At 58.4% G+C, this 14642-nt stretch carries 16 protein-coding genes; 3 read left to right on the top strand and 13 right to left on the bottom strand.

What is annotated here, in order from left to right; all coding sequences use genetic code 11:
- Positions 1–9: 9 nt before the first annotated feature.
- On the bottom strand, positions 10–1089 hold the full coding sequence (locus tag FH08_RS0111135) for an ABC transporter substrate-binding protein (protein ID WP_031358392.1): 1080 nt from the start codon (positions 1087–1089) through the stop codon (positions 10–12).
- Between the two features lie 135 nt (positions 1090–1224).
- On the opposite strand from FH08_RS0111135, the gene FH08_RS0111130 reads away from it, so the two are divergent.
- On the top strand, positions 1225–2148 hold the full coding sequence (locus FH08_RS0111130) for a LysR substrate-binding domain-containing protein (protein WP_031358391.1): 924 nt from the start codon (positions 1225–1227) through the stop codon (positions 2146–2148).
- Between the two features lie 16 nt (positions 2149–2164).
- Here the strand turns inward: FH08_RS0111130 and FH08_RS0111125 are convergent, their stop codons facing one another.
- A complete protein-coding gene (locus tag FH08_RS0111125; RefSeq protein WP_031358390.1) occupies positions 2165–2710 on the bottom strand; it encodes an ureidoglycolate lyase in 546 nt (181 codons plus the stop codon).
- On the bottom strand, positions 2700–3689 hold the full coding sequence (locus FH08_RS0111120; RefSeq protein ID WP_051888137.1) for a LysR family transcriptional regulator: 990 nt from the start codon (positions 3687–3689) through the stop codon (positions 2700–2702). The genes FH08_RS0111125 and FH08_RS0111120 overlap by 11 nt, the downstream gene beginning before the upstream one ends.
- Positions 3690–3880: 191 nt before the next feature.
- On the opposite strand from FH08_RS0111120, the gene FH08_RS0111115 reads away from it, so the two are divergent.
- Positions 3881–4564, top strand: a complete 684-nt coding sequence (locus FH08_RS0111115; protein WP_031358388.1) for a DUF2848 domain-containing protein — start codon at positions 3881–3883, stop codon at positions 4562–4564.
- Between the two features lie 145 nt (positions 4565–4709).
- Here the strand turns inward: FH08_RS0111115 and FH08_RS0111110 are convergent, their stop codons facing one another.
- Both FH08_RS0111110 and FH08_RS0111105 read right to left on the bottom strand, forming a co-directional pair.
- Positions 4710–5012 (bottom strand): HigA family addiction module antitoxin, encoded by a 303-nt coding sequence (locus FH08_RS0111110; RefSeq protein WP_031358387.1) that lies wholly within the window; start codon positions 5010–5012, stop codon positions 4710–4712.
- Positions 5012–5374, bottom strand: a complete 363-nt coding sequence (locus tag FH08_RS0111105) for a type II toxin-antitoxin system RelE/ParE family toxin (protein WP_326928950.1) — start codon at positions 5372–5374, stop codon at positions 5012–5014. The genes FH08_RS0111110 and FH08_RS0111105 overlap by 1 nt, the downstream gene beginning before the upstream one ends.
- A gap of 323 nt (positions 5375–5697) precedes the next feature.
- On the opposite strand from FH08_RS0111105, the gene FH08_RS0111100 reads away from it, so the two are divergent.
- Positions 5698–6795: a branched-chain amino acid ABC transporter substrate-binding protein gene (locus tag FH08_RS0111100; protein WP_035565938.1), complete on the top strand. Its 1098-nt coding sequence runs from the start codon at positions 5698–5700 to the stop codon at positions 6793–6795.
- Positions 6796–6942: 147 nt separating this feature from the next.
- Here the strand turns inward: FH08_RS0111100 and FH08_RS0111095 are convergent, their stop codons facing one another.
- The 8 genes from FH08_RS0111095 to FH08_RS0111065 form a co-directional block, all read right to left on the bottom strand.
- The gene (locus FH08_RS0111095) at positions 6943–8664 is read right to left on the bottom strand and encodes an ABC-three component system protein (RefSeq protein WP_031358384.1); all 1722 of its coding nucleotides are present in this window, start codon (positions 8662–8664) and stop codon (positions 6943–6945) included.
- Positions 8661–8912, bottom strand: a complete 252-nt coding sequence (locus tag FH08_RS54135; RefSeq protein WP_031358383.1) for an ABC-three component system middle component 6 — start codon at positions 8910–8912, stop codon at positions 8661–8663. The genes FH08_RS0111095 and FH08_RS54135 overlap by 4 nt, the downstream gene beginning before the upstream one ends.
- Positions 8909–9829, bottom strand: coding sequence for an ABC-three component system protein (locus FH08_RS0111085; RefSeq protein ID WP_031358382.1), 921 nt, complete (start codon positions 9827–9829; stop codon positions 8909–8911). The genes FH08_RS54135 and FH08_RS0111085 overlap by 4 nt, the downstream gene beginning before the upstream one ends.
- Positions 9830–9877: 48 nt before the next feature.
- On the bottom strand, positions 9878–10069 hold the full coding sequence (locus FH08_RS50350; protein ID WP_075583324.1) for a type II toxin-antitoxin system RelB/DinJ family antitoxin: 192 nt from the start codon (positions 10067–10069) through the stop codon (positions 9878–9880).
- 351 nt (positions 10070–10420) lie between these two features.
- A complete protein-coding gene (locus FH08_RS0111080; RefSeq protein ID WP_031358381.1) occupies positions 10421–11569 on the bottom strand; it encodes a porin in 1149 nt (382 codons plus the stop codon).
- A 168-nt stretch (positions 11570–11737) separates the two neighbouring features.
- On the bottom strand, positions 11738–12562 hold the full coding sequence (locus FH08_RS0111075) for a quaternary amine ABC transporter ATP-binding protein (RefSeq protein ID WP_051888135.1): 825 nt from the start codon (positions 12560–12562) through the stop codon (positions 11738–11740).
- 33 nt (positions 12563–12595) lie between these two features.
- A complete protein-coding gene (locus FH08_RS0111070) occupies positions 12596–13552 on the bottom strand; it encodes an ABC transporter permease (RefSeq protein WP_051888134.1) in 957 nt (318 codons plus the stop codon).
- A gap of 49 nt (positions 13553–13601) precedes the next feature.
- Positions 13602–14639, bottom strand: a complete 1038-nt coding sequence (locus FH08_RS0111065; RefSeq protein ID WP_031358378.1) for an ABC transporter substrate-binding protein — start codon at positions 14637–14639, stop codon at positions 13602–13604.
- Positions 14640–14642: the final 3 nt, after the last annotated feature.

Below are 14642 nucleotides of genomic sequence, written 5' to 3'. Positions count from 1 at the left end.
ACTCAACGTTCAGCGCTCCACGCTGCGATTCCAGCGTTCAGTCCACTCGGTCCGATGCTGGTTGATCGTTGTCCAGTCCACCGCAACCAGCTTCGAGATCTGCTCAGGACCATAAGGTACTCGCGCCGCCACTTCCGGCGTCAGTTGCACGGTCTTGTTGACAGGACCGAGGCCGATCGCCTGCGCCTGAATCGTCTGCACTTGCGGACTCAGCAGGTACTGGATGAACTGCTGCGACAACGCGGGCTGCGCGTTCTCGGCCACTGCGCAAGCGCCGACCTGCAGCGCGACGCCACCCTCTTTCGGATAGAAGAACTTCAGCGGAAAACCCGTGTTTTGCAGCGCAACAGCGCGGCCGCTTCCATACGGCGCGAGGATCACGTCGCCGCTTTGCATCAGTCCATCCATCTCACCCGGCGTCGGAGCCCACGACAACACATCCGGTGCGACCTGCTTGGTCATGGCGGTAAACCCCGGGTCAATGTTCTTCTCGCCGCCGCCATTCAAACGCGCCAGCATCACCAGCGTATGCAGGCCATACGTGTTGGTGATAGGCGGCATGCCGAGCTTGCCCTTCAGGCGCTTGTCGTACAGCACGCTCCAGGAATCCGGCGCGGGCAAGCCCATCTTCTTGAAAGCATCCGCGTTATAGCCAATCCCTGTCGCGACCATGCCGACACCGACCGAGGTGGGACCAAGACGTGCAAGCGGATACAGGTCCTTCATCACCGGCGCTTCCTCGACTTTCGCGCACAGACCCATCTGCATCGCCTGGTACATCGGGCCGTCATCCATCACCGCGACGTTGATCTGCTGATGCCCTTTTTGCGCCTGCAATTTCGCGAGCGTGTCGCTGGAATTACCCGCAACGTAGACAATCTTGACGTCGTGCGCCTTCTCGAACGGCGGGATGATCTTCTCGCGATACATGGTCTCGTTCGAGCCACCCACGTTCGCCACATACAGCGTGGTTTCTGCCTGCGCCAGCGGCGATCCGGACAACCCCGCGGCGCAGCCGAGCGCAACCAGCAGGGGCCGCAGATACGAACGAGAAGACGACGAACAAGCAATCTGCTGCAGTTGTTTCATGTGCGATTCTCCAGACTGGGGCGGGTCGGACGCTTGAGGAATGTGGTCAGGCAAATTTATTTTGTTCGTTGCAGGGCATATCGTCCAATAAGAATAAAATAGCTATCCATACAGGAATGATATGGGTTTCGTTCAATGAATCTTAAGCACATAGAGGCGTTCCGGGCGGTCATGCTGGCGGGTTCCATGACCGCGGCGGCCAAGGAATTGTTCACGTCGCAGCCCAATATCAGCCGCCTGATCACGCAACTGGAACGCGAAACCGGGCTCTTGCTGTTCCAGCGCAGCGGCGTCAGGTTGATTCCAACCAGCGAGGGGAACGCGTTTTTTCGCGAGGTGGAACGCGCGTATGTCGGCCTGCAAGGGCTGACTAATGCGGCGGCCCAGATCAAGAATCTGGGAACCGGTCGATTGCGCATTGCAGCAATGCCGTCGGCGGGAATGACTCTCGTGCCACATGCAATCCAGCGCTTCCAGGCATTGCATCCGGAGGTCACCGTCTCGTTGCATGTGAACACGTCGGGCACCGTCAATCACTGGACGAGTTCGCAGTTCTGCGATCTCGGAGTCGCGATCTATCCCGCCGAAGCGTCCAATTGCGAGGTCGAGTTGTTATCGAGGGTGGCTGCGGTAGGCGTGCTGCCTGCGGGTCATCGGCTGGCGAAGAAGGCGTCGCTCAAGCCGAAGGATTTTCAGGGAGAACCCTATATATCGCTCTGTCATGGCGACGGCACACGCGCTCAAATGGACGAGGTCTTCGCGCATGCGGGCGTTGAACGGGTCATGGCAATCGAGGCTCAATACTCCGCCATCTGCTGCGAGATGGTTCGCAGCGGCATGGGTGTGACGCTGTCGCATCCTATCGTTGCGCAAGATTTTGCCGGGCCTGGCATCGAAATCCGTCCATTCACGCCAGCGGTCCTGTTTCCCATTTATTTGCTGTTTCCTCCGCATCAGCCGCGGACTCGTCTGACCATGGAATTCGTGGACATACTGCGAAAGACGCACGACGATCGGATGGCGGCGATGGGTAAGCTCGAGCGGTTGAAGCGGGCTTGAAGGGACGTGATCCTGGCTACTTCAGACCCACAAGCTTATGCGTCAAAATTGGCTTGATTGCGCTCTCGCATGCCGGCGCTCCGGTTTCCAGATGGACCACCAAGTCGTAGGTCGTCGAGCGCCGCGTAAGCATCAGGCTCGTCGACTCACCGTGCGGCACTCGCGTTGCGTGCCAGCAGTGAGGGCGCATGCAGACACCCTCGCCCTGCGGCACCCAAAACGCACGCAGCGACTCCATATCGGGCTGGCCGCCCTCAGTGCTCGTTGCAACGATCTGGATCACAGGCGCGGTCAGCGGCACGATGGCTTGCTGCGTCAGCCAATGGGCTTCGAGGCTCGCGACCGTTTCGTCAGCGTTCCTGTACTTGACCCACAGGACTTCGGTCTCGCCGATCGCGCCGGTATCGAAGAGATGCTCGCGCCAGAAATCCGAAGCCGGACTGGTGTACGCGGGAGCGTCGCCGTCTTTTTTAAGCGGCTTGCCCAACATCCAGCCATAGGGGTTGAAGGCCTCGGCGCTGAGCTGTTGAATCGTGAGAGAAGGATAGGAATTAGTCGGCATTTTTCGGCAAGGTGTCTGGAATTATCGAAGGATTTGATAATGAAACCGGCGCATCGCCTGTGTTGGGAAACAGCGCGAACTCGGGGCCATTGGCCAGGCTGAAATCACGCACGACTTGCAGCGCAAGGCGCGTAATGGATTCGCACAACAAGCTGTCCGGGCTGCGCCTAAACGTTGCTACAAGCGGGAGCGCCGGAACGCGGTGCGTCACCTGCAGCAATTGCAGCCGGCCCGACTGCAACTCGTGCATAACAAACGCGGTCGGCAGCACGGCTATGCCGAACCCGTCGACGACAAGACGAATAATCGCGGCCACCGAGGAGACACAATTAATCTGGACGGAGGTCTCGCCGCTTGCCGCGAATAACTCGGTGAGGAAACCATGAGGCGCCGAGTGCCGTGCAAAACTGACGATGGGAAACGCAGCCAACTCAGCCTCCGAGAGCGCTTCAGCCGATAGGTTGAGCGAAGGGCTCGCCACCCATCGCATGGGGAGTGTCCCAAGCGGAATGTTGACGGCGTCGCTGCCGGTCACGTTCGTGGTCAGCAATGCGACATCCACATTGCCGTTGACGAGATGCCCGGAAAGATTGGCCGTGGTGTCCGACGTGAGTTCGATCGTCAGGTTCGGATACTCCTCCCTTACCCGCTTCAGCAGATTCGGCAGCCATGTATGCACGACCGACTCGATCACACCCAAGCGCAGCAATCCCGATACTTTGGAACGGTCACTGACGCTCGCGAGCATGTCGCGGTTCAGCTTCAGGATCTGCTCCGCGAACGCAAGCGCCTTGGTGCCTTCCTGCGTGAGCGTCACATCGCGTGGCCCGCGGTCGAACAGGCGCACGCCAAACTCCTGCTCCAGCGCAGATATTCGGCTGGAGATAGCGGCCTGAGTCGCGTGCAAATGCTCGGCCGTCATCCGGAAGTTGCGCAGCTTGGCGAGCCATACAAACGTTTCGAGAAAGCGGACATTCATGGCGCACCCCGACTGATGCGTTGAGTAGCGAAGCGGCGGGCATCGATTGAATCATTCCCTTCAGTTTATCGCTGGAAGAATTTCCGCGTGATAAGAAAAAGTGACCACGTAGGCCCACATTTACTTGTTGGACATCGGCGGGCCCCTCTTCAAGACTGTCATGCATTGAATCCAACCGGTGAAAGGTTTTGATGAAAACACTTGAATGCAGGATAGATGGCGGCGTTGATATCGAGGTAACGGTAAGCCGCCTCGTCATCGCCGGCTGGGCAGGGCGCGATGCGCGCGACGTCGAGCACCATATCCGCGAACTGGAAGCGCTCGGCGTCAAACGGCCGGCGTCGGTGCCAACGTTCTACCTTGTCGCGCCGGCCTTGCTGACGACCGAGAGCGGTATCGATGTGGTGGGCACGCACTCATCCGGCGAGGTTGAGGTCGTGCTGATCCAGACCGCGAGCGATGGCTTGCTCGTCGGCATAGGGTCCGACCATACGGATCGCCGGGTGGAAAGCTACGACGTCGCTGTATCGAAGCAAATGTGTGCGAAGCCGGTGAGCGCCGCGCTCTGGCGTTACGCCGATGTCGCCCCCCACTGGGATTCGCTGATCGCACGCAGTTGGCGGATCGGCGGCGATGCCGGCCCCGTGTTGTACCAGGAAGGCACGCTCGCACGCTTGCTGCGCCCCGAAGAACTGATTGAAAGAGGTTTCGGCGCGGCCGCCATGCCGCCCGGCTCGGCAATGTTCTGCGGCACGCAAGCCGTGCTTGGCGAACTAAGTGCGGGTGTGGGCTATGAACTCGAACTACATGATCCGGTGCTTGGGCGCAGTCTTTGGCATCGCTATAGGGTCGACGCGTTGGCCCATGTGGAATGACGGCGCTCCGGGCCATCATCAACAGGTTCGGCGCTGTCGACCCATTCTTTCGACTCGCTGGCCTTGATGACTACGTGTGTGTAGGTTCGTCGGCGTTGGAATGTGATGTTTTTTGACTGATCCAACGCGATGATGACGGCACGGGCTAAACCGGTGCTTCGGTGCGTGGGGCTGCCCTCGCGATCTGCGGAACGCCGCGCTGTTTGACTTCCCAAAGATCGCGATCATTCTGCAATTGCAGCCACATGGACGCGGGCGGGTTCGTGATCCATTGCTCCAGACGCAAGGCCATTTCCGCGCTTACCGCTGCGTGTTCGTTGATTAAACGCGTCAATGCGGAGCGTGAAACGCCGAGTTGCCCGGCCGCTTCGGTGACGGTTAGCCCCAATGCGGGAAGAATGTCTTCACGCAACAGCGAGCCCGGATGCGGAACGAAATGTTGCTTCATCAGTGATAGTCCCTGTAATCGACTAGCACCGCATCGGTACCATCGAAAGTAAAAATAAGCCGCCAGTTTCCGTTAACCGACACAGCAAAAAAATCGCGGTAATCGCCCTTCAATTTGTGAAAGTCGTTGCCGGGGAAATTCATCGAATTGGGCTCACTCGCTCGATTGAGCGCGTATAACAAGCGGCTTAGTCTTGCCGCATGCGCCGGCTTGATGCCTTTGACATTGCCTGTCTCGAAGTACGCCCGCAAACCTTTATGCTTGAATGTCTTGATTGCCATATGAAGTGTAGCGCATAGCGCTACAAATAACAAGGTGGAGAAACGGCACGGGCTGAACTCCTCGCGCAGTTGGCTACTCACACAGGTCCAAACCCGGCCTCGTTCCGTGCGACGCTAGCCGCTGCAACTGCGGCGCGATAAGCATCGTTACACAGTCTTGATGGATTCCTTGCGCCCCAATTAGATTTGTTTATCGCCAGTCAACATAATTAGTCGTTGGACGGGGGAAATTGGCGTTTGAATACTGAGCCTCATTCGGCGGCCATGTTGCTTAACTGCATTCGATGGACGCCCCCGCTCACTTTCCAAGCCCCAAGGATCCGCTCGTGACTTCCTCTTCCGCGCCGCTTCGTTTCTCGCGTCCCGCCTGCTCCGCCTGCTCCGTCCTCTCGGCAGCGGTTCTTTTGATTGTCAGCGGACAAAGCTACGCGGCCGACCCGGCCGTCGTCCTGATCGGCCACGCCGCGCCACTGACCGGACAGCTTTCCCACATGGGCAAGGACAGCGAAAACGCTGCGCGGCTGGCGATCGACGAAATCAACAGCCAGCACCCGGTGATCGGCGGCAAGCCGGTCCGCTTCCAGCTCGATTCCCAGGACGATGCCGCCGATCCGCGCACCGGCACGCAGGTCGCGCAGAAGCTGGTGGACGACGGCGTGGTGGCGGTTGTGGGCGATATCAATTCGGGCGTCTCGATCCCTGCGTCGAAGATCTACAGCGAAGCGGGCATCGTGCAGATTTCGCAAGGTTCGACCAACCCCACGTACACCCTGCAGGGATACAAGACCACGTTTCGCGTAGTCGCGACAGACGCGCTGCAGGGACCGGCGCTCGCCCATTACGCGCTCGACTCGCTGCATGCGAAGCGGATTGCGATTATCGACGACTCCACCGCCTACGGTCAGGGACTCGCCGATGAATTCGAAAAGGCCGCGAAAGCGAAGGGCAGCACGATCGTCACGCGCGAACAAACCAACGACAAGGCCACCGATTTCCGCGCGATCCTGACGAAGATAAAAGGCTTGCGTCCCGACGTCATCATGTACGGCGGCTCGGACGCAACCGCCGGGCCGTTGGCCAAGCAGGCGGGCAATCTCGGGATTACAGCCAAGGTGCTGGGCGGCGACGGCGCATGCACGGAAAAGATGATCGATTTGGCCGGCGATGCGATCGGCAACGTGACCTGTTCAGAGGCGGGTTTGGCGCTCTCGAAGATGCCCAAGGGACAGGACTTCGAAAAGCGCTATACGGCACGTTTCAATACGCCGATCGATGCGTACGCGCCGTTCACCTATGACGCGGTCTACGTGATCTACAACGCGATGAAACGCGCGGACTCGACCGAGCGCACCAAGGTGCTGGCCGCGATGCCATCGACTCAATATGACGGCGTGATCGGCCGCATCGCGTTCGATCCGCATGGCGATCTCAAGGACGCAGCCATCACGATCTATCAGTTCAAGGACAAGAAGAAAACCGTGATGGATGTCATCAGGATGTGAGGGTTGCTGAGGGCGTGCTCGCGGGCCTATGGCTGCCGCCCGTGAACACGCCTCAATCAGAACTTGTAACGTATCGCGAGCCGCACCCGCCACGTACGCTTGATCGATCGAGTCTGGCCGAATCCCGGCAACGACGGGAGTCGTTGCCTATCCAAACCTAATACCGAACAGGCCGCCATCTTCGGTGGCATCAGTCAGGCGTGTTGCAAGTACATAGTCATTGAGATCGAAGTCTTCGATGGTTTCCTTAAACGCGTCGTCTTCATTCATCGTCACGATGTACTGAAAACCAAGTTCACTCGAAATCTCGGCGCCAAGGCGCAACGCGCTAATTACTTGGCGACCATCAACGCCATCAAAGAGGTGGCTGTCATGGATCAGAAATCCGGGTCCCATTCTACGCTTGGAGCACAAACGCATAAGCATCATGTCGAAGCAGAAAATCTGCATGTTCTTGATGCCCTTGCTCCGTTCACCCTGCATCGGAAACTTGAACATCGGGCCATTGGATGTTTCATCGACCGTCATGCTACCGGCTGATTCATACAAACGTTGAGAGGTCTCCTCGAACGCGACGATCGCTTCAGCCAGTTGATCCTTCTGCTCGGCGAAATCGCGCCGTAGCCGGATCGTGAGGCGATTACGTTCGATCTCCAACTCGTTCTTCGTACCATCAAGCTGCTCCGCGGCTTCAAAGCGTTGGCGCAGCGATTCCACTTCGGACTCGAGTCGACCAAGTTCTCCTTGCAGCTTTAAAAACTGTTCCAGCGCACCGTAGCTCTTGAGGATACCCAGAATTTCACCGCGTCGATGGTCAAGCTGTGCCTTTCTCCCATCGCGTAGCTCGATGCGCAGCTTTGCCGCTTCGAGTTCGCTGGACAGATAATCCTTGCGATTGCGCACCACCGACTCATGGAAACTCTTCACGTCCTCATAGCGGCGCTTGACCAAGCCAGGAAGCGCCACGCCTGCTTCTTGATAGACCGCCTGAAGGTCTTCAAGATCGGGAGGGATTTCGGAGGTCAGCGCGCCTTCCAAGTCGCGAATAGCCGAGAAGTCGATGGTGTTGGCATTGGCCAACTCATTGAGTTGACGTGTCAGCACGGAGCTTTCGACCTCCAGTTCTCGATATTCGGGCAACACCTGGAATGTCTCGATCTCTGCATGGAGTTTCTTGAGACGTGCCTCTTGCAAAGTCATCTGCGTGCGCAAGTCTGCGGCCTTGCCGATGATCGAGCCGAACGCGCCAGTTCCAGCTGCCTTCTTTAGTTCTTCCAGGGTCTTTTCACGATCACGAACAGCTTGCCAATCGCGTGCAATCTGCCAGTCCAATCCGAGAAGAAACATGAGCGCCATTTGCATGTCGCCAGTTCCCTGCATCGTGGCCTGCTTTTCCGGCGTCATGAAAGCGCCACTTGCTTGCCGGCGCACAAAATAGGCGAACAGCGACCGGAACGAAGGCGGCTTGCTGCCTGCAGCTTCCAGGCTGCTCAAACCGAACATTTGTTCGCCGAGGAACGAGCACCACTCGGTTGCCGAGAATTTCATCTTGGCCCCGGGCGGGGTCCTCACGGAGATCTTCGCCTTGGAGTTGCCACTGCGCTCAACGACAGTGTGTTCAGCCTTCAGATCGAAGATCATGCCGAAGGCTGAGTCGATCAGTTCTGGCGTGCGGAAAATGGAATCCGGAGGGGCTTCGGAGCCCGTCAGGAAATGCACAAGTTCGACGAAACTGGTTTTGCCCGCTCGATTGCGTGTTTGCTTGCTGCTTGCTCCCTCTGTTTTTTGAGCAAGCAGGACATTCAGGCCCGGCTTCAGATCAGCGAGATTCTTGAAAGTGGGTAGTGCGCTGTAAATCTGGTGAATCAAGCTGTCCTCCGTGCCACGAGGCCTCTGTCAAGTTCAATGGTCCCGAGGGCATACAGAAGATCAAGGGCGAGCAAAAACCAGTCATAGGTGATACGCCGAGGCGTTATGCCAGTCAAACCTGCATCGTGCCTGTTTAGTTCCTCCCATAACGCGGAAACCGTCTTAGGGCCTGCCAGGAAGGTCAGAACATGGCCGCCCACGGTCAACAGTGCGCGATCCTGTGGAAGATGCTTGGAAGGAAGGATCATGCTGTCCCCACCGCTCGAGCGTCTTCGAAAATCTCGCACTTGTCGAACAGGTAGGCCATGACGGCCAGCACCGCAACCTTACGCGTGGGCGTGGTATTTGCCAACCCTCCGGCCCAGGCTTCTAGTCGGCCGAAGATCTCATCGGGATGGAGTCGAGGCGTCGCCTCGCGCAACGCCATATATTCGCTCTTGAATGCCGACGCAATCTGCTCACCGTAGCTGGGGTTCTTCCAGTTGTTGAAGAACTGTGCAACCAGCGGCGACTTCTGCATGCCAATCTTCAAGAAGTCGGCGACAGCCTGAGAGAGAAGGTTCGCCTCGATCTTCCCGCGTGATACGTCTTTTACTTCGCTCGTAGTCGGTATGGGAGTGACGTTGATATGAGTAAGCACGGCTACCAAGTCGCCGTAACCCAGATTGACGTTCGCTTCCATCGTCGGCGCGAGACCGAACCAGGATTCAAGATCCAGCAGATTCAACTGGCGGAACTTCTTCAGCATCTCCTCGTATCCACAGTGGCCGATTTTGATCTTCGGGTTTTCTTGTCCGATTCTGGCTAGCGCCTCGATGATTTGAGGACTCAAACGGCCATCAGGAGCGTTGTGGACGAAAGTCCACTCATCGAAGTATTTCGCCCAGTGCTCTTTGGCACCCTCGAAATCCTCGTTGATCTTCTTGATGGCTTCGGTGGCGCTCAATTCATTGGGGGCGTAGCTCTGGAACAGGACTCGCGCCGAAGGCAGATATCCATCATTCTTCCGATCCCCAACATTGCCCCAAGGGCGGCAAGCCATGAAGTCGTTTGGGTGAACCTTCGACATCAACTTCTCGAAAAGGCGTTGGAATCCGTCACCCTTGGACTCCAGGAACGCAATGCGGAAATCTTTTTCGTAGTTGAGCTGTTGTATGCGATCCATAGGTTCGGTGCCGTGACTGGAGGTTGTTTGATTGCTTCCGGGAAAACCTCACGGTGTCCTACCATCCGATTGGGGATGCGCACGGTTGATATCAAAGGGAAGTGCTTTATCTGCCGCTATGCGGGTAAGCAGAATTCGGATTGCATCCGAAACGGACAAACCCATTTCGGCCAGTACATTAGTAGCTTCCTCTTTGATATACCCGTCTATCCGGGCACGAACGACATCGGTATTCGCCACTGCTGCGCGCTCTAAATTTTAGTAGCTACATTGTGGCTCATGTGCGCATTGAAGTCAGTCACTTTTTGTCTCCGCGGCGTGGCTTCCCGCCGGTCCGCCGTCGGGCTCGGACCGCTACGCCGCGCTGCACGCGCAGATCCATGGCAGGGCGATCGATGAGGTGATGTTGATCCAGCACACGCTGGGGCGTTCATGGCCGGCGATCGGGAGTTTAGGAAGGGAAGCCCCTCGAAGGGCGATCCACGAAATGCAACCCATCCAGCATCCACGAGAACGCAGCCTGGCTCAATGCGCATCCGTAAAGAACGGTGGATTCCCGAGACACGCCCGCCGCTCGGGAACATCCCTCACTCAGAACTTGTGCCGTATCGCGAGCCGCACGACAACCTGCTTCGACGTGGACGAAGCGTCCGCCGCACCCGGCACGTACGCGTCATCCAGCGCGGTTCCGGTGTTGTCCCCACCGACCGATTGGAAAGCAGCTTGGGCGTAGACATCGGTACGCTTGGACAGCAGGTAGTCGGCCATCAACCCTGCCGACTGATAGTTCGGGTGAGCCGTGCCGGTGCTGGCGTTATCGGTAGCACGTGTATAGACATACTGCGCACCGACGAAAAACGCCGGGGTGAATTGATACTTGCCGTTGATCTCGAAGTTGTTGAACTTGAGCGACGATATCGATCCGCCTGCCGGGACGATTGACCCCGTGATATAGGTCGTGGAAGTCGGGTCGGACAGGTTGGAGTTGGTGTACGCAAAACCGACCGTCGCATTGCCCATGGTGTAGTTGATACCGGCGCCGAAGACGCGCAAGCGCTGCGCGAGGAAGTTCTGGTCGGTCGTGGGAATGGCGCCGCTCGTCGTGCCGGAAGGGTTATCCGAATTCAAATAGGCCGCCGCAATCAGCAAACCGCCGTAGGTATATTGCGCGCCAACACTCATCAGCCGGTTGTTGGCAAAACCCCCGGCCACGTTACTGAACCCATACATGCCGCCGAATTGAAAACCGGCCCATGTCGGGCTCGTGTATTTCACCGTGTTATTCACGCGGAATGAATTGTCAGTGTTGTCGTTATCGTACGGGTGCGCGAACAGATACCCTGCCCAGTTGCCGTTTGCCGTTGTCTGCGCAAGAAAGTCCACTACCGAATCATATTGCCGGCCCAACGTAACGGTTCCGTATGTGGCGTCGCTAATGCCCACGAAAGCTTGCCGGCCGAATTCCAGACCGCCCTGACCCAGCCGCCCGTTATTCAGGTTGAAGCCATTTTCAAGGGTGAAAATTGCCTTGACGCCCCCGCCCAGATCTTCTCCGCCCTTCAATCCCCAGCGGCTGCCCTGCGCGTAACCGCTCTGCATTTCATAGGCTTTATTGCCGTTGACGTTATTCGTATAGTCGAACCCTTCGTCGATGACGCCATACAGCGTCACACTGCTTTGGGCATGCGCGCCCGCGACGAACAGGCATGACAAAGTCATGCACATTGCTTGCTTTTTCATTGATGGCTCCAAAACCATAGATCCGGCGTGGCGCCGGCGTGGACCTGCTTTTTTTATGACGCTTCTTTTATGACGCTTCTTTTATTGATCGCCCGGTATGGGCGTGTGTTTCCAGGACCCTTGATATGGGCCCTGTCCTGCGCTCAGTCACGGTGCTAACTGATTGGGTTACGCGACGCGTTCGGCGCGCCGCTCGACGAACCGGCGAACATAGTCGTTCGCCGGAAATCGCACGATGTCCTCGGGCGTGCCTTGCTGCACGAGTTCACCATCACGCAGAATCGCGATCTGCGTGCCGAGCCGCAATGCTTCATCCAGGTCATGCGTGATGAAGACAATGGTTTTGTTCAACGTCCTCTGCAACTCGAGCAACTGATCCTGCATCTCCGTGCGGATCAACGGATCAAGTGCCGAAAAAGCTTCGTCCATCAGCAGCACTTCCGTGTCCGCCGCCAGCGCACGGGCGAGCCCCACGCGCTGACGCATCCCGCCTGAAAGCTCGTCCGGAAATTTATCGCCGTAACCGTCCAGGCCCACCTTGCCGAGCCAGGTCCGGGCCTTCTGGTTTGCTACATCGTGGCGCTCGCCTCTTACACGCAATGCGTACGCCGCGTTCTCCAGCACCGTTGCATGAGGCAACAGGCCGAAGTTCTGGAACACCATGCTCACGCGATGCCGCCGGAACTCGCGCAGCCCCGCCGCGTTGAGCGACAGGATGTTCTCGCCGTCGATCACGATCTCGCCCGCGCTTGGATCGATCAGCCGGTTGAAGTGGCGCACGAGCGTGGACTTGCCGGAACCGGACAAGCCCATGATCACGAAGATCTGACCCGCCTCGATATTCAGGTTGATGTTGTTAAGGCCCACGTTGCAGCCGTTGTCTGCCAGCACGTCCGCCTTCGACGCGCCGTGCCTGAGCATGTCGATAACGCGTGCGTGGGTCATCGTCGGCCCGAAGATCTTGTAGACGTTGCTGACTCGGATAGCTGTCATGTTCGCGCTCCGCGCAAGAAGGTTGGGTGAGAGTCAGACGTGACGCGAAGCGGCGTCGCCCGCCGCTTCCGGCTCGCCAAGACCGGGGCTGCGCGCGCTCTGGCGAGCCTGCACGCGTGCCCTCCTGTTCGCGCTCAGCGCCATGCGTGCACGCCGTTCCTGACCATAACCCTGCGAGATCCGATCGATTACTATCGCCAGGATCACAATCGCGATACCCGCCTGCATGCCCTTGCCGACATCGAGCGTCTGGATGCCGGCCAGCACGTCTTCGCCCAGGCCACGCGAGCCGATCATCGATGCAATCACGACCATCGACAGCGACATCATGGTGGTCTGGTTGATACCGGCCATGATGCTCGGCCGCGCGAGCGGCAACTGCACGCCTATCAGCACCTGCCAACGTGTCGTGCCAAAGGAGCGTGCGGCTTCCACGACGTCACCGTCGACCTGCCGGATACCCAGGTCCGTGAGCCGGATCAGCGGCGGCAGCGAATAGATCACGGTTGCGAAAATGGCGGGCACCTTGCCCAGCCCGAAGAGCATCAGCACCGGGATCAGGTACACGAAGCTGGGCAGCGTCTGCATCACGTCGAGCACGGGCAATAACGCCCGGCGCATCCACCGGCTTTGCGAGCACAGGATGCCGAGCGGAATGCCTAGCACGATCGACAGAACGGTTGCCACCAGCATCAGCGCGAGCGTCTGCATCAACTTGTCCCACAACCCGAACGCGCCGATTGCGTAAAGCAGCAGCACGAACAGCGCGGCCAGCGAGAGCTTTCGCGTGGCGTGCCAGGCGAGCAGACCGGCGAGGAGTAACAAGAGCCACGGCGGCGTGATTCGCAAGCCGCTTTCCAGCGGCACCAGCAAATATTTCAGCACGACCAGGCTGAACGAGTGGAAGGCATCGCCATAGTTCTGGACCAGCAATGCGACCTTGTCGTTGATCGGGTCGGCAAGCGAAAGATGCGGAAAGATGGACGTCATGGTTCACTCGTCTTGGGAAGGGTCGCGGTGACACGGAAAGGGCCCGTTATTAAGTGCCCAGCTTGGCCTGCACCTTGGCCGCTACATCGGCCGGCACCCAGGTCTTCCACATCTCGGGATGCGTGCGCAGGAACGTGGTGGCCATGGCCGATCCGTCGATCTTCTTCGATGTCATCTCAAGGATCGTGCTGTTCAGGAAGTCCATCGGAAAGCGGACTTTCGAGAACATCTCGATGGCTTGCGGTTCGGCTTCGCTGAAGGGCGTCGAGACACCCACCGTCACGTGCGACACCATGTACGACGAAGCACATTGCTTCGTGCTGCTTTCATCGCGCAGGGTCTTCCAGCAGGCGTCGTTATACGCCGGCATCTTGAGTTCGACGAACTTGTATTTCGCCATCAGCGCAGCCGGTCCCCAGTAATAAAACACCAGCGGCTTGCCGCGCTGATACGCCGATTCGATCGATGCATCGAGCGCCGCGCCCGTGCCCGGGTGGAAGTTGGTGTATGACGCATCGAGGCTCAGCACCTTGAGCAAACGCGTATTCACGCGTTCGCAGTCCCAGCCTGTCGGACAGTTCAGGAAACGGCCCTTTTCCGGTTCTTCATCATCGGCGAACAGCTCCTTGTATTTCGGCAGGTCCGTGACGGAAGCAAGACCTGGCGCGCTCGCCTTGATGTTGCGCGACGCATCGCCCTTGATCACATATTCGGGCACGAACCAGCCCTCTTTCGTGCCACCCGGCAGCGTGTCGCCGACCAGCTTGACCTTGCCGGCAGCGACCGCTTTCGATGTAATCTCGCTACGGCCGGTCCATTGCTCGGCCCAGACCTGCACGTCGTTGCTTGCCAGCGCGGTCTCAGTGGCGGCAGTGCTGCCGGGCACGACATCCGTAGCGCAGCCATAGCCCTTTTCAAGGATTTGCCGCAGCACTTCGGTCGCAAACGCGCCGCTCTCCCACGTAATGCCCGCAAAGTGCACGGTCTTGCCGGAGCTGCAGAAAGTCCCTGCGGCGTGCGCAGTGCCGGCGCTAGCCGCAGCCACGACCAGCGCCGAAATGCCTGCTTTGAAGAATCGTTTGAGCATCGT

This window comes from Caballeronia sordidicola, from assembly GCF_000729995.1.
Taxonomy (GTDB): Bacteria; Pseudomonadota; Gammaproteobacteria; order Burkholderiales; family Burkholderiaceae; genus Caballeronia; species Caballeronia sordidicola_A.
The sequence above is the reverse complement of the archived record's forward strand: the minus strand, read 5'-3'. Positions and strand labels throughout refer to the sequence as shown.

Bases quoted from the DNA above. Each gene is read 5' to 3' on its own strand.
- FH08_RS0111085 (WP_031358382.1), bottom strand. From the start codon at position 9,829: ATGGATCGCATACAACAGCTCAACTACGAAAAAGATTTCCGCATTGCG.
- FH08_RS0111110 (WP_031358387.1), bottom strand. From the start codon at position 5,012: ATGAAGCAACATTTCGTTCCGCATCCGGGCTCGCTGTTGCGTGAAGAC.
- FH08_RS0111070 (WP_051888134.1), bottom strand. From the start codon at position 13,552: ATGACGTCCATCTTTCCGCATCTTTCGCTTGCCGACCCGATCAACGAC.
- FH08_RS0111125 (WP_031358390.1), bottom strand. From the start codon at position 2,710: ATGCCGACTAATTCCTATCCTTCTCTCACGATTCAACAGCTCAGCGCC.
- FH08_RS0111120 (WP_051888137.1), bottom strand. From the start codon at position 3,689: ATGAATGTCCGCTTTCTCGAAACGTTTGTATGGCTCGCCAAGCTGCGC.
- FH08_RS0111075 (WP_051888135.1), bottom strand. From the start codon at position 12,562: ATGACAGCTATCCGAGTCAGCAACGTCTACAAGATCTTCGGGCCGACG.
- FH08_RS54135 (WP_031358383.1), bottom strand. From the start codon at position 8,912: ATGATCCTTCCTTCCAAGCATCTTCCACAGGATCGCGCACTGTTGACC.
- FH08_RS0111065 (WP_031358378.1), bottom strand. From the start codon at position 14,639: ATGCTCAAACGATTCTTCAAAGCAGGCATTTCGGCGCTGGTCGTGGCT.
- FH08_RS0111080 (WP_031358381.1), bottom strand. From the start codon at position 11,569: ATGAAAAAGCAAGCAATGTGCATGACTTTGTCATGCCTGTTCGTCGCG.
- FH08_RS0111115 (WP_031358388.1), top strand. From the start codon at position 3,881: ATGAAAACACTTGAATGCAGGATAGATGGCGGCGTTGATATCGAGGTA.
- FH08_RS0111135 (WP_031358392.1), bottom strand. From the start codon at position 1,089: ATGAAACAACTGCAGCAGATTGCTTGTTCGTCGTCTTCTCGTTCGTAT.
- FH08_RS0111130 (WP_031358391.1), top strand. From the start codon at position 1,225: ATGAATCTTAAGCACATAGAGGCGTTCCGGGCGGTCATGCTGGCGGGT.